Raw genomic sequence first — 12,894 nt, 5'->3', positions numbered from 1 at the left:
ATTGACGTGAAAAATAGTGATTCCAAATTCATAAAAATGGGGTATGTTTTTAGCAGAGTATGCTGCTTTTTACCGGGCAGCAGGGCTTAAAACTAATATTAAATGCTGCGCTGATAAGCGAAGCGGAAATAAAGTAGCGAAAAACAACAACATCACAACTGCAATAACCACAAGAATGGGGAACCTCAGGATGAAAATGAAGGGCAAAGCGTTACTGGCAGGCGCAATTGCGCTGGCGATGAGCAGCATGGCGATGGCGGAAGATATTAAAATTGCCGTTGTGGGCGCCATGTCTGGCCCGGTAGCGCAGTATGGCGACCAGGAATTTACCGGCGCCGAGCAGGCGGTGGCGGATATCAACGCCAAAGGCGGCATCAAAGGCAACAAGCTGGTTATCACCAAATATGACGACGCCTGCGACCCGAAACAAGCGGTGGCGGTCGCGAACAAAGTGGTGAATGACGGCGTGAAATATGTCATCGGCCACCTGTGCTCCTCTTCCACCCAGCCGGCGTCTGATATTTATGAAGACGAAGGCATTCTGATGATCACGCCAGCGGCGACGGCACCGGAGCTGACTGCGCGCGGCTATCAGTTGATCCTGCGCACCACCGGTCTCGATTCCGACCAGGGCCCGACCGCAGCGAAATACATTCTTGATAAAGTGAAGCCGAAGCGCATCGCTATCATTCATGACAAACAGCAGTACGGCGAAGGCCTGGCCCGCGCGGTGCAGGACGGCCTGAAAAAAGGCGGCGCGAACGTGGTCTTCTTTGACGGTATCACTGCGGGCGAAAAAGATTTCTCCACGCTGGTGGCGCGTCTGAAGAAAGAAAACATCGATTTCGTTTACTACGGCGGTTATCACCCGGAAATGGGCCAGATCCTGCGCCAGGCGCGTTCCGCTGGCCTGAAAACCCAGTTTATGGGGCCGGAAGGCGTGGCGAACGTGTCGCTGTCTAATATCGCGGGCGATTCCGCCGAAGGCATGTTGGTCACCAAACCGAAGAACTACGATCAGGTTCCGGCGAACAAACCGATTGTGGACGCCATCAAGGCGAAGAAACAGGATCCGAGCGGCGCGTTCGTGTGGACCACCTACGCCGCGCTGCAGTCGCTGGCCGCAGGCCTGAACCAGAGCGACGATCCGGCGGCCATCGCCAAATACCTGAAAGCGAATTCCGTCGATACCGTGATGGGCCCGCTCTCCTGGGATTCAAAAGGCGATCTGAAAGGGTTTGAGTTCGGCGTGTTTACCTGGCATGCGAACGGTACCGCGACCGACGCCAAATAATTTTTCGGGCGTCTTTCGCACTACAGTTTTGTAGGGCAGGTAAGCGAAGCGCACCAACCTTACAGGTAAACCCGGCGGGTGCGCAGGCTTACCCGCCCTACAGCCGGAGATTGAAGGGGTTGTAGGGCAGGTAAGCGAAGCGCACCTGCCTTACAGGTAAACCCGGCGGGTGCGCGGGCTTACCCGCCCTACAACGGGGGCCTGAAGGAAATGTAGGGTGGGTAAGCGAAGCGCACCCACCTTATTACGCCACACCTTTTAACAACAGCAACCTGGCCTCACGGCTCCAGCCGCTTCACCCAGCCATCCTGCTGCGCCGCAAATCCCAGCGTCTGCATAAACGCATTCATCACGTTGTAATCTTCCACGCCAATATCCATCACCCACCACTCCGTCATCGACGGGTTATCGCGGATCGTCTCTTCAATCAGGTAATGCCCGACGCCGCGCCGGCGCGTCACTTCGCGCACCCGCAGGGAGTCCATCGCGCCTTCAGTGCCGCGCAGCGTCACGCGCACCGCGCCCAGCAGCCGGTCGTTAAAACGCGCGGCGTAAATTCGGTGGTTCTCATCAAGACGTAACGATTCAGAAGGATATTCCGGCCAGATTTTCGCGAGGTCGATTTTGTCCTGTTCGCTCAGGGTATGCAGACGAAGAATGGTGAGTTTCATAATAGCCTTTCCGCCAGGGATGAATCTCTGAGTTTACCCGATTTTTCAGGGCCGCTGGACGCTCCGGTGAGATCTATTCGGTAGCTGATTAGTTTTTGTCTTATTCATTAGGTAGCGTGAAAGCGCGGGGAATGAAATTTAACCAGCAGATAACGCTGAATGGCAGCGTTTTATCTGGCTAATAATGCCGATATTTTATGCTGACCGTTGCGCTTTTTTTTGTTTATCTCGGGTATATTTCAGAATATTATCTTTGCTTAATAGACTGAAAAATAGATGTTTTAATTATAGTTTCGCTAAAAACCACGCTAACTCATTAAAGAGACAGGTAAAAGTAGCGTTGTCTATTAAAACGACAGAATATTTTTTAACCATAATAAAACTAATCAGCAACACACACATCACGAACGGGGATTCTGAGAATGAACAGCAACGCAAAGCGCTGGCTTGCGGGGATGGTTGCGCTGGCGCTATCTCAGGCAGTCAATGCGATGACCGTCAATACGGCGGTGGGAAGTGGCGTTAGCAGTGCCGCGCCTGCCGCGCTAACAGGTAACCGACACGCTTTCAGCGCGAATGTCATAAACGGGCCGCTGAACTGGGATGAAAAAAGCGATCTGAAAGGATTTGTCTCTGAGGTTTTTGAGCGGCAGACCAACGGGTCGTTAACCGTTCTGCGTAACGAGTCGTAGTCAAGCACACCCGATATTCATCCCGCCTGCTGGCGCGTTGTCCGGCAGGATTTAATAAGGTTACGTTATGTCCGAGCAGTTTCTCTATTTTCTGCAGCAGATGTTTAACGGCGTCACGCTGGGCAGTACTTACGCGCTGATCGCCATCGGTTACACCATGGTTTACGGCATTATCGGCATGATCAACTTCGCCCACGGCGAGGTGTATATGATTGGCAGCTACGTGTCATTTATGATCATCGCCGCGCTAATGATGATGGGCATTGACGCCAGCTGGCTGCTGGTTGGTGCCGCATTTATCGGCGCGATTGTCGTCTCCAGCGCCTACGGCTGGAGCATCGAGCGCGTGGCGTATCGCCCCGTGCGCAGCTCCAAACGCCTGATTGCGCTGATCTCCGCCATCGGGATGTCTATCTTCCTGCAAAACTACGTCAGCCTGACGCAGGGCTCGCGCGACGTCGCACTCCCGAGCCTCTTTAACGGCCAGTGGACCATCGGCAGCAGCGAAAACTTCGCGGCCAGCATCACCACCATGCAGCTGGTTATCTGGGTCGTGACCTTTATCGCGATGCTCGCGCTCACGCTGTTTATCCGTTACTCCCGCATGGGTCGCGCCTGCCGCGCCTGCGCTGAAGATCTGAAAATGGCGAGCCTGCTTGGCATCAACACCGACCGCGTTATCGCGCTGACCTTTGTGATTGGCGCGGCGATGGCGGCGGTGGCGGGCGTGCTGCTCGGCCAGTTCTATGGCGTGATTAACCCCTACATCGGCTTTATGGCCGGGATGAAAGCCTTCACCGCGGCGGTGCTGGGCGGCATCGGCAGTATTCCGGGCGCGATGATTGGCGGCCTGATTCTGGGCGTCACCGAATCGCTCTGCTCGGCGTACCTGAGCACGGAATATAAAGATGTGGTGTCGTTTGCCCTGTTGATCGGCGTCTTGCTGGTGATGCCGACCGGTATTCTGGGTCGCCCGGAGGTAGAAAAAGTATGAAACCGATGCATTTTATGGCGGCGCTGCTGGCCGCCGCCATGTTCTTCCTGCTGGCCGGGATTTTTATGGGCGTTCAGCTGGAGCTGGACGGTACGCGTCTTGTGGTCGATACCGCCGACAGCATTCGCTGGGAGTGGATTGCCATCGGCACCGGCGTGGTCTTTTTATTCCAGCTTTTACGTCCGCTGTTCCAGAAGGGCCTGAAAAACGTCTCCGGGCCGAAATTTATTCTGCCGGCGATTGACGGCTCGACGGTGAAACAGAAGCTGTTCCTGCTGGCGCTGCTCGTTGTTGCCGTGGCGTGGCCGTTTATGGTGTCGCGCGGAACGGTGGATATCGCCACGCTGACCATGATTTACGTGATTCTGGGCCTCGGCCTGAACGTGGTGGTGGGGCTTTCCGGCCTGCTGGTGCTCGGCTATGGCGGTTTTTATGCCATCGGCGCTTATACCTTCGCGCTGCTGAACCACTACTACGGGCTGGGCTTCTGGACCTGTCTGCCGCTGGCGGGCCTGGTGGCTGCCGCCGCCGGTTTCCTGCTCGGCTTCCCGGTGCTGCGCCTGCGCGGTGACTATCTGGCGATCGTGACCTTAGGCTTTGGCGAAATCGTGCGTATTCTGCTGCTGAATAACACGGAGATTACCGGCGGCCCGAACGGCATCAGCCAGATCCCGAAACCGACCTTCTTCGGCCTGGAATTCAGCCGCACCGCGCGCGAAGGCGGCTGGGATACCTTCAGTAATTTCTTTGGCGTGAAATATGACCCGAGCGACCGCGTGATTTGGCTCTATCTGGTGGCGTTGCTGCTGGTGGTGTTCTCGCTGTTTGTCATTAACCGCCTGCTGCGTATGCCGCTCGGCCGCGCCTGGGAAGCGCTACGTGAGGATGAGATCGCCTGCCGTTCGCTCGGCCTGAACCCGACGCGCATCAAGCTGACCGCGTTTACCATCAGCGCCGCGTTCGCGGGTTTCGCCGGAACGCTGTTCGCGGCGCGCCAGGGTTTTGTCAGCCCGGAATCGTTCACTTTCGCGGAATCGGCATTCGTGCTGGCGATTGTGGTGCTGGGCGGCATGGGCTCGCAGTTCGCGGTGATCCTGGCGGCTATCCTGCTGGTGGTCTCGCGCGAGCTGATGCGTGATTTGAACGAATACAGCATGCTGGTGCTGGGCGGCCTGATGGTGCTGATGATGATCTGGCGTCCGCAAGGATTGCTGCCCATGACGCGCCCGCAGCTGAAACTGAAAAATGGTGTGAGCAGTAAAGGAGAGCAGGCATGAGTCAGCCTTTATTATCCGTCAGCGGCCTGATGATGCGCTTTGGCGGCCTGCTTGCCGTCAACAATGTCTCTCTTGAGCTGCGCGAGCGTGAAATCGTCTCGCTGATTGGCCCGAACGGGGCCGGTAAAACCACGGTGTTTAACTGCCTGACGGGTTTTTATAAACCGACCGGCGGCACCATTATGCTGCGCGACCAGCATCTCGAAGGCCTGCCAGGCCAGCAGATCGCCCGGATGGGCGTGGTGCGCACCTTCCAGCACGTACGTCTGTTCCGTGAAATGACGGTGATTGAAAACCTGCTGGTGGCGCAACATCAGCAGTTAAAATCCGGGCTGTTTTCGGGCCTGCTGAAAACCCCGGCGTTTCGCCGCGCGCACAGCGAAGCGCTCGATCGCGCCGCCACCTGGCTTGAGCGTATCAATCTCTTGCAGCACGCCAACCGGCAGGCGGGCAACCTGGCGTATGGCGACCAGCGCCGTCTGGAGATTGCCCGCTGCATGGTGACGCAGCCTGCGATCCTGATGCTCGACGAACCGGCGGCGGGCCTGAACCCGAAAGAGACCAAAGAGCTGGACGAGCTTATCGTGGAGCTGCGCAACCATCACAACACGACCATTCTGCTGATTGAGCACGACATGAAACTGGTGATGGGCATTTCGGACCGTATTTACGTGGTAAACCAGGGGACGCCGCTTGCCAACGGCACGCCGGAGCAGATCCGCAACAACCCTGACGTGATTCGCGCATACCTGGGTGAGGCATAAGATGGAAAACGTGATGTTATCTTTTGACAGGGTGAGCGCGCACTACGGCAAAATCCAGGCGCTGCATGAGGTCAGCCTGCATATCCGCCAGGGCGAAATCGTCACCCTGATCGGCGCGAACGGCGCCGGTAAAACCACGCTGCTCGGCACGCTGTGCGGCGATCCGCGCGCGAGCACCGGGAAAATCGTCTTTGATGGTAAAGACATTACCGACTGGCAGACCGCGAAAATCATGCGCGAGGCGGTGGCGATTGTGCCGGAAGGCCGCCGGGTCTTTTCCCGCATGACGGTGGAGGAGAACCTGGCGATGGGCGGCTTCTTTGCCGATCGCACGCAGTATCAGGAGCGCATTCAGCGCGTGTACGATCTCTTCCCGCGCCTGCACGAGCGCCGCATCCAGCGCGCCGGTACGATGTCCGGCGGCGAACAGCAGATGCTGGCGATTGGTCGCGCGCTGATGAGCCAGCCGCGTCTGCTGCTGCTTGACGAGCCGTCGCTTGGCCTGGCACCCATTATCATCCAGCAGATTTTCGACACCATCGAACAGCTGCGCAAAGAAGGGATGACGATTTTCCTGGTCGAGCAGAACGCCAACCAGGCGCTGAAGCTCGCCGATCGCGGCTATGTGCTGGAGAACGGTCACGTGGTGCTGGAAGACACCGGCGAGGCGCTGCTCGCCAACGAAGCGGTGCGCAGCGCGTATCTGGGCGGTTGATTCACCTGTACGGCCCGGCGGCGTAATGCATGCCGGGCACACGCCATATTTAAGCCGGGCAAGGCATTTTCGCCGCCCGGCTTTTGTTTTATGTACGTCTTAGTTGTACAATTAACTTGTACCTTAAAGGAGGGCGTATGCGTACCATGAACTATAGCGAAGCGAGACAACAGTTGGCTTCTGCGCTGGAATCAGCGGCGGCCGGTAGGCCAGTCACCATTACCCGCCGTGGCCATAAATCAGCGGTGATCATTAGCGCAGAAGAATTCGAGCGTTATCAGGCCGCGAAGCTGGACGCGGAATTTGCGGAGATCATGGCTGTGCACGGTAATGAAATCAGGGAGCTTGCGGATAAATAATGACGATTCATTTTATCTCAGCGGAAGAGATAGTCCGTTTCCATGACCGTCTGTTGCAGGTCACGCCGGGCGTTACCGGTATGCCTGATCCAGGGCGGGCCGAAGCGCTGATGTACCGCGTGCTCAATAAATATGAGTATGAGGGCGTTAACGATATCTGGCTGCTGGCCGCCATGCATTTGCTGGCGATTGCGCGCGGCCATATTTTTAACGACGGTAACAAACGTACGGCGCTATTCATTACACTGTTGTTTCTTAAGCGAAACGGTATTGATGTGGCGGCAAATCCGGCTTTTGTTGAGATGACCGTCAACGCGGCGGCAGGGCGTCTGACGCTGGAAGAGATTGCTGCCCAGCTTCGCGCTTAACTCACGTCATCAGACCATCACCGGCGCGTCATTTCTCTGCCGCTTTCGCGTCACCATCTTGTCATTATCCAGTTATTTTTCTGTCATACGCGCATGTCATGTTAGCTCGCGAGCATAAAACGCGTGATTTCGCGCATCTCAAACGACGCATAATCAGAGAGATAACAGACATGACAGCTTCGTTACGACGTACAGCAATTTGTGTGGCTCTGGGATGGGCGCTGAGCAGCCAGGCGATGGCCGCCACTACCATTCCGTTCTGGCATTCGATGGAAGGCGAACTGGGTAAAGAGGTGAATTCACTGGCGCAGCGGTTTAACGAGGCGCACCCGGAGTACAAAATCGAGCCGGTCTACAAAGGTAACTACGAGCAGAGCCTCGCGGCCGGGATCGCCGCTTTCCGTACCGGCAACGCGCCCGCGATTTTGCAGGTTTACGAAGTAGGTACCGCCACCATGATGGCGTCCAAAGCCATTAAGCCTGTGTACGAAGTGTTCAACGATGCTGGCATTAAATTCGATGAGTCGCAGTTTGTGCCGACGGTTGCCGGTTACTACACCGACGCGAAAAGCGGCCATCTGCTCTCCCAGCCGTTCAATAGCTCCACGCCTGTGCTCTATTACAACAAAGACGCGTTCAAAAAAGCGGGCTTAGACCCTGAGCAGCCGCCGAAAACCTGGCAGGATCTCGCAGCCTATACCGCGAAGCTGAAAGCCTCTGGCATGAAGTGCGGCTACGCCAGCGGCTGGCAGGGCTGGATCCAGATTGAAAACTTCAGCGCCTGGCATGGCCTGCCGGTCGCCACCAAAAACAACGGCTTTGACGGCGCTGACGCGGTGCTGGAATTCAACAAGCCGGAGCAGGTGAAACATATCGCCCTGCTTGAAGAACTGAACAAGAAGGGCGATTTCAGCTATTTCGGGCGCAAGGATGAGTCTACCGAGAAGTTCTACAACGGCGATTGCGCTATCACCACGGCCTCTTCCGGTTCGCTCGCAGATATCCGCCACTACGCCAAATTCAATTACGGCGTGGGTATGATGCCCTACGACGCCGACGTGAAAGGCGCGCCGCAGAACGCCATTATCGGCGGGGCGAGCCTGTGGGTGATGCAGGGCAAAAATAAAGAGATGTACAAAGGCGTGGCGGAGTTCCTGAACTTCCTCGCGCAGCCGGAAATCGCGGCCGAATGGCACCAGAAAACCGGTTATCTGCCTATCACCAAAGCTGCTTACGATCTGACCCGTCAGCAGGGCTTCTATGAGAAGAACCCGGGCGCGGATATCGCGACGCGTCAGATGCTGAACAAGCCGCCGTTGCCGTTCACCAAAGGGCTGCGTCTGGGCAATATGCCGCAGATCCGCACCGTGGTTGACGAGGAGCTGGAAAGCGTCTGGACCGGCAAGAAAACTCCGCAGCAGGCGCTGGATTCCGCCGTTGAGCGTGGTAATCAGCTGTTGCGCCGTTTCGAGCAGTCAACGAAATCGTAACGCTGTAAGCGCGCTGGCGCGGCGGGTGTCGTTTCGAACGGCGGGTGCGCTTCGCTTACCCGCCCTACACGGGACCAGAAATCGTACCGCTGGTAGCGGGCTGGCGCGGCGGGTGTTGTTTCGGGCGGCGGGTGCGCTGCGCTTACCCGCCCTACACAGCACCAGATTAGTAGGCCGGGTAAGGCGCAGCCGCACCCGGCATTTTTCAGGAAAGCGTTTCTTTATGTCATCATCCCGTCCGGTGTTTCGTTCAGGCTGGCTGCCGTATGCATTACTGGCGCCGCAGCTGATTATCACCGTCATCTTTTTTATCTGGCCTGCGGGCGAGGCGCTCTGGTACTCCGTACAGAGCATCGATCCGTTCGGGCTTTCCAGCCAGTTTGTCGGGCTCGCGAATTTTACCCAGCTGTTTCACGACAGCTACTACCTGGATTCCTTCTGGACCACCATAAAATTCAGCGCGCTGGTGACCATCAGCGGCCTGCTGATATCGCTGTTTTTCGCGGCGCTTGTGGATTACGTGGTGCGCGGCAGCCGTTTTTACCAGACGCTGATGCTGCTGCCTTACGCCGTCGCGCCCGCCATCGCCGCCGTGCTGTGGATTTTCCTCTTTAACCCCGGACGCGGGCTTATTACCCATGTGCTTGAGCAGATGGGTTACTACTGGAACCACTCGCAAAACAGCGGCCAGGCAATGTTCCTGGTGGTCTTCGCCTCAGTCTGGAAGCAGATCAGCTACAACTTTCTGTTTTTCTTCGCCGCGTTGCAGTCGATCCCGCGCTCGCTGGTGGAGGCCGCCGCCATCGACGGCGCAGGCCCGGTGCGCCGCTTCTTTAAACTGTCGCTGCCGCTTATCGCGCCGGTGAGCTTTTTCCTGCTGGTGGTAAATCTGGTCTATGCCTTTTTCGACACCTTCCCGGTTATCGACGCCGCCACCGCGGGCGGGCCGGTGCAGGCTACCACTACGCTGATTTACAAGATTTACCGCGAAGGGTTCGCCGGGCTCGATCTCTCCACCTCCGCCGCGCAGTCGGTGGTGCTGATGGTGCTGGTGATCATCCTCACCGTGGTGCAGTTCCGCTATGTGGAAAGTAAGGTGCGTTACCAATGATTGAAAACCGCCCGGGGCTGACAATTTTCAGCCATACCCTTTTGATCCTCGGCATCGCCGCCATTCTCTTTCCGCTCTATGTGGCGTTTGTCGCGGCGACGCTCGATAACCAGGCCGTGTTCGCCACGCCGATGACGCTTATCCCCGGTACGCACCTGTGGGAAAACCTGAAAGATATTTGGATTAACGGCGTCGGGGCTAACAGCGCGCCGTTCTGGCTGATGCTGCTGAACAGTTTCATCATGGCGTTCAGCATTACCGTCGGGAAAATCGCGGTGTCGATGCTCTCGGCGTTCGCTATCGTCTGGTTTCGCTTTCCGCTGCGTAACCTCTTCTTCTGGATGATTTTTATTACGCTGATGCTGCCGGTGGAAGTGCGCATTTTCCCGACGGTGGAAGTGATAGCCAACCTGAAGATGATGGACAGTTACACCGGCCTGACGCTGCCGCTGATGGCGTCCGCCACCGCCACCTTTCTGTTCCGCCAGTTCTTTATGACGCTGCCTGACGAACTGATGGAAGCGGCGCGTATCGACGGCGCGTCGCCGATGCGGTTTTTCCGCGATATCGTGCTGCCGCTCTCGAAAACCAACCTCGCGGCGCTGTTCGTCATTACGTTTATCTACGGCTGGAACCAGTATCTCTGGCCGCTGCTGATTATCAGCGATCCGTCGCTCGGCACGGCGGTGGCGGGCATTAAAGGCATGATTTCGGTGGGCGAGGGCAGCACGCAGTGGAATCAGGTGATGGCGGCGATGCTGCTGACGCTTATCCCGCCGGTGGTGATTGTTTTAGTGATGCAGCGCGCGTTTGTTCGCGGGCTGGTGGATAGCGAGAAATAAGATGGCAGGACTCAAATTACAGGCAGTCACCAAAAGCTGGGACAACGGCAAAACGCAGGTTATTCAGCCGCTGACGGTGGACGTCGCAGATGGCGAATTTATCGTGATGGTCGGTCCGTCCGGCTGCGGCAAATCGACGCTGTTGCGTATGGTGGCCGGGCTTGAGCGCGTGAGTAGCGGCGATATCTGGATAGACCGCCAGCGCGTCACCGAGATGGAGCCGAAAGAGCGCGGCATCGCGATGGTCTTCCAGAACTACGCGCTCTACCCGCATATGAATGTCGAAGAGAACATGGCCTGGGGCCTGAAAATTCGCGGCATGGGCAAAGCGCACATCGCCGAGCGCGTTAAAGAAGCGGCGCGCATTCTGGAGCTCGACGGGCTGTTAAAACGCCGCCCGCGTGAGCTCTCCGGCGGCCAGCGCCAGCGCGTGGCGATGGGCCGCGCCATCGTGCGCGATCCGGCGGTGTTCCTCTTCGATGAGCCGCTGTCAAACCTCGACGCCAAACTGCGCGTGCAGATGCGCCTTGAGCTGCAACAGCTTCACCGCCGCCTGCGCACCACCTCGCTGTATGTAACGCACGATCAGGTCGAAGCGATGACGCTCGCCCAGCGCGTGATGGTGATGAACAAAGGCGTGGCGGAGCAGATAGGCACGCCGGTGGACGTCTACGAAAAACCCGCCAGCCGCTTTGTGGCGAGCTTTATCGGCAGCCCGGCGATGAACCTGCTGGAAGGGCGAGTGAATGCCGAAGGCACCCATTTTGACGTTGACGGCGGGCTTTCCCTGCCGCTCGGGCGGCTGCATAAAACGCTCGCCGGGCGCAAGGTGACGCTGGGTATCCGCCCGGAACATATTGCGCTAAGCTCACAGGCCGCAGGCGGCGTGCCGCTGCCGCTCGATACGCTGGAGATGCTGGGCGCGGATAACCTCGCGCATGGCCGCTGGGGCAGCCAGAAAGTGGTGGCGCGCCTGGCGCATCAGGAGCGTCCGCAGCCGGGCAGCCAGCTGTGGCTGCACCTGCCGGAAAATCATCTGCACTTTTTTGACGGTGAAACAGGACAACGTTTATGAGCAACTGGCCATATCCTCCCATCGTCGCCCACCGCGGCGGCGGCCGACTGGCGCCGGAAAACACGCTGGCGGCGATTGAAACCGGCGCGCGCCTGGGCCACGCCATGATTGAATTTGACGTCAAACTCACGAAAGACGGCCAGATTTTCCTGCTGCATGACGACACGCTGGAGCGCACCAGCAACGGCTGGGGTGTGGCGGGCGAACTGAACTGGGATGAGCTGCTGAAAGTGGACGCCGGTAGCTGGTTTAGCAGCGCGTTTAAAGGCGAGAAACTGGCGCTGCTGAGCGACGTGGCGCAGCGCTGCCGCGAGCACCGCATGATGGCGAATATCGAAATCAAACCGACGACCGGCACCGATGCCGACACCGGGCGCGTGGTGGCGCTGGCCGCGCGCGCACTCTGGCGCGACATGACCGCGCCGCTGCTCTCGTCGTTTTCCATCGAGGCGCTGGAAGCGGCACAGCAGGCCGTGCCGGAACTGCCGCGCGGGCTGCTGCTGGACGAATGGCGCGACGACTGGCAGGCGCTGACCACGCGTCTCGGCTGCGTCTCCATTCACCTGAACCATAAGCTTTTGGATCAGGCGCGCGTCATGCAACTGAAAGACGCCGGTTTGCGTATTCTGGTTTATACCGTGAATTCGCCCCGGCGCGCGCTGGAGTTGCTCGCCTGGGGCGTGGACTGCATCTGTACCGATGCGATTGATGAGATCGGGCCGGATTTTCGCGCTTAAGGCGCGACGCTACCCTGCGTATTCAGCGTGGTGCCGTTCTGGCGCAGCATATCGCCATTCTGACGTTGTTCAATCATGTGCGTCTGCTGTGTGCTGTTCAGCGTCGCGCCGTTGCTGTTGAGCATGTGCTGCGAACTTCCGCTGCTGCTGTTGAGCATGCCGCCATTGGTGTTCGGCAGCACCTGTTCTCTCTGCGGGTTCAGCATTCCCGGCTGGTTCTGCTGAATACGCTCGACGTTGTTGTTCATCTGGGTCTGCAACTGCTGCTGTTGCAAGCGGCTTTGCGTCTGGATCTGCTGATTGAGCATCCCCTTCTGCTGAAGCTGCTGGCTTTGCATTTGCGTCTGCAAACGCTGCTGGCTGGGGTTCACATACCCCGGCTGGTTTGGGTTGTTGATGACGTTGATCGGTTGGGCAAGCGCCGCCAGCGGAAGCGCTGCGGCAATCAGTAAATAGCGTTTCATGGTGTTTCCCTCCCCTGTGGAAGATCTTTTCAGTTTACCTC

Annotated in this window: 15 protein-coding genes; 13 read left to right on the top strand and 2 right to left on the bottom strand. The window is 57.8% G+C overall.

Annotated elements, in window-relative coordinates; all coding sequences use genetic code 11:
• Positions 1-190: 190 nt before the first annotated feature.
• On the top strand, positions 191-1,294 hold the full coding sequence (gene livJ, locus ACUW6V_RS11470; protein ID WP_004384848.1) for a branched chain amino acid ABC transporter substrate-binding protein LivJ: 1,104 nt from the start codon (positions 191-193) through the stop codon (positions 1,292-1,294).
• Positions 1,295-1,572: 278 nt separating this feature from the next.
• Here the strand turns inward: livJ and panM are convergent, their stop codons facing one another.
• Positions 1,573-1,965 carry an aspartate 1-decarboxylase autocleavage activator PanM gene (panM, locus tag ACUW6V_RS11465; RefSeq protein WP_004384849.1) on the bottom strand — a complete coding sequence of 131 codons (393 nt, stop codon included), beginning with the start codon at positions 1,963-1,965 and terminating at the stop codon, positions 1,573-1,575.
• 422 nt (positions 1,966-2,387) lie between these two features.
• Between panM and ACUW6V_RS11460 the strand changes: the two genes are divergently transcribed.
• The 12 genes from ACUW6V_RS11460 (at position 2,388) to ugpQ (ending at position 12,389) form a co-directional block, all read left to right on the top strand.
• Positions 2,388-2,657, top strand: a complete 270-nt coding sequence (locus ACUW6V_RS11460; RefSeq protein WP_007871700.1) for a hypothetical protein — start codon at positions 2,388-2,390, stop codon at positions 2,655-2,657.
• A gap of 67 nt (positions 2,658-2,724) precedes the next feature.
• Positions 2,725-3,651, top strand: a complete 927-nt coding sequence (gene livH / locus ACUW6V_RS11455; RefSeq protein ID WP_004384851.1) for a high-affinity branched-chain amino acid ABC transporter permease LivH — start codon at positions 2,725-2,727, stop codon at positions 3,649-3,651.
• Positions 3,648-4,928 (top strand): high-affinity branched-chain amino acid ABC transporter permease LivM, encoded by a 1,281-nt coding sequence (locus ACUW6V_RS11450; protein ID WP_105578581.1) that lies wholly within the window; start codon positions 3,648-3,650, stop codon positions 4,926-4,928. The genes livH and ACUW6V_RS11450 overlap by 4 nt, the downstream gene beginning before the upstream one ends.
• Positions 4,925-5,692, top strand: a complete 768-nt coding sequence (gene livG / locus ACUW6V_RS11445; protein WP_007778908.1) for a high-affinity branched-chain amino acid ABC transporter ATP-binding protein LivG — start codon at positions 4,925-4,927, stop codon at positions 5,690-5,692. The genes ACUW6V_RS11450 and livG overlap by 4 nt, the downstream gene beginning before the upstream one ends.
• A 1-nt stretch (position 5,693) precedes the next feature.
• A complete protein-coding gene (gene livF / locus ACUW6V_RS11440) occupies positions 5,694-6,407 on the top strand; it encodes a high-affinity branched-chain amino acid ABC transporter ATP-binding protein LivF (RefSeq protein WP_063265758.1) in 714 nt (237 codons plus the stop codon).
• Between the two features lie 137 nt (positions 6,408-6,544).
• A complete protein-coding gene (locus tag ACUW6V_RS11435; RefSeq protein ID WP_012126355.1) occupies positions 6,545-6,766 on the top strand; it encodes a type II toxin-antitoxin system Phd/YefM family antitoxin in 222 nt (73 codons plus the stop codon).
• Positions 6,766-7,134 carry a type II toxin-antitoxin system death-on-curing family toxin gene (locus ACUW6V_RS11430; protein WP_097584468.1) on the top strand — a complete coding sequence of 123 codons (369 nt, stop codon included), beginning with the start codon at positions 6,766-6,768 and terminating at the stop codon, positions 7,132-7,134. The genes ACUW6V_RS11435 and ACUW6V_RS11430 overlap by 1 nt, the downstream gene beginning before the upstream one ends.
• 170 nt (positions 7,135-7,304) lie before the next feature.
• Positions 7,305-8,624, top strand: a complete 1,320-nt coding sequence (gene ugpB, locus ACUW6V_RS11425; RefSeq protein WP_454038368.1) for a sn-glycerol-3-phosphate ABC transporter substrate-binding protein UgpB — start codon at positions 7,305-7,307, stop codon at positions 8,622-8,624.
• 223 nt (positions 8,625-8,847) lie between these two features.
• A complete protein-coding gene (ugpA, locus tag ACUW6V_RS11420) occupies positions 8,848-9,735 on the top strand; it encodes a sn-glycerol-3-phosphate ABC transporter permease UgpA (RefSeq protein WP_004388002.1) in 888 nt (295 codons plus the stop codon).
• Positions 9,732-10,577: a sn-glycerol-3-phosphate ABC transporter permease UgpE gene (ugpE, locus tag ACUW6V_RS11415; protein ID WP_007852757.1), complete on the top strand. Its 846-nt coding sequence runs from the start codon at positions 9,732-9,734 to the stop codon at positions 10,575-10,577. The genes ugpA and ugpE overlap by 4 nt, the downstream gene beginning before the upstream one ends.
• 1 nt (position 10,578) lies before the next feature.
• Positions 10,579-11,652, top strand: coding sequence for a sn-glycerol-3-phosphate import ATP-binding protein UgpC (locus ACUW6V_RS11410; protein ID WP_004388004.1), 1,074 nt, complete (start codon positions 10,579-10,581; stop codon positions 11,650-11,652).
• Positions 11,649-12,389, top strand: coding sequence for a glycerophosphodiester phosphodiesterase (gene ugpQ / locus ACUW6V_RS11405; RefSeq protein WP_454038367.1), 741 nt, complete (start codon positions 11,649-11,651; stop codon positions 12,387-12,389). The genes ACUW6V_RS11410 and ugpQ overlap by 4 nt, the downstream gene beginning before the upstream one ends.
• Here ugpQ and ACUW6V_RS11400 read toward each other — a convergent pair.
• A complete protein-coding gene (locus ACUW6V_RS11400) occupies positions 12,386-12,853 on the bottom strand; it encodes a DUF2756 family protein (RefSeq protein ID WP_007796830.1) in 468 nt (155 codons plus the stop codon). The two genes, ugpQ and ACUW6V_RS11400, sit on opposite strands and share 4 nt — an antisense overlap.
• Between the last annotated feature and the right edge of the window lie 41 nt (positions 12,854-12,894).

The sequence above is a fragment of the Cronobacter sp. 153480017-3 genome (assembly GCF_053627815.1).
This window is presented reverse-complemented; position numbering and strand designations above follow the sequence as displayed.

Bases quoted from the DNA above. Each gene is read 5' to 3' on its own strand.
- livJ (WP_004384848.1), top strand. From the start codon at position 191: ATGAAAATGAAGGGCAAAGCGTTACTGGCAGGCGCAATTGCGCTGGCG.
- panM (WP_004384849.1), bottom strand. From the start codon at position 1,965: ATGAAACTCACCATTCTTCGTCTGCATACCCTGAGCGAACAGGACAAA.
- ACUW6V_RS11460 (WP_007871700.1), top strand. From the start codon at position 2,388: ATGAACAGCAACGCAAAGCGCTGGCTTGCGGGGATGGTTGCGCTGGCG.
- livH (WP_004384851.1), top strand. From the start codon at position 2,725: ATGTCCGAGCAGTTTCTCTATTTTCTGCAGCAGATGTTTAACGGCGTC.
- ACUW6V_RS11450 (WP_105578581.1), top strand. From the start codon at position 3,648: ATGAAACCGATGCATTTTATGGCGGCGCTGCTGGCCGCCGCCATGTTC.
- livG (WP_007778908.1), top strand. From the start codon at position 4,925: ATGAGTCAGCCTTTATTATCCGTCAGCGGCCTGATGATGCGCTTTGGC.
- livF (WP_063265758.1), top strand. From the start codon at position 5,694: ATGGAAAACGTGATGTTATCTTTTGACAGGGTGAGCGCGCACTACGGC.
- ACUW6V_RS11435 (WP_012126355.1), top strand. From the start codon at position 6,545: ATGCGTACCATGAACTATAGCGAAGCGAGACAACAGTTGGCTTCTGCG.
- ACUW6V_RS11430 (WP_097584468.1), top strand. From the start codon at position 6,766: ATGACGATTCATTTTATCTCAGCGGAAGAGATAGTCCGTTTCCATGAC.
- ugpB (WP_454038368.1), top strand. From the start codon at position 7,305: ATGACAGCTTCGTTACGACGTACAGCAATTTGTGTGGCTCTGGGATGG.
- ugpA (WP_004388002.1), top strand. From the start codon at position 8,848: ATGTCATCATCCCGTCCGGTGTTTCGTTCAGGCTGGCTGCCGTATGCA.
- ugpE (WP_007852757.1), top strand. From the start codon at position 9,732: ATGATTGAAAACCGCCCGGGGCTGACAATTTTCAGCCATACCCTTTTG.
- ACUW6V_RS11410 (WP_004388004.1), top strand. From the start codon at position 10,579: ATGGCAGGACTCAAATTACAGGCAGTCACCAAAAGCTGGGACAACGGC.
- ugpQ (WP_454038367.1), top strand. From the start codon at position 11,649: ATGAGCAACTGGCCATATCCTCCCATCGTCGCCCACCGCGGCGGCGGC.
- ACUW6V_RS11400 (WP_007796830.1), bottom strand. From the start codon at position 12,853: ATGAAACGCTATTTACTGATTGCCGCAGCGCTTCCGCTGGCGGCGCTT.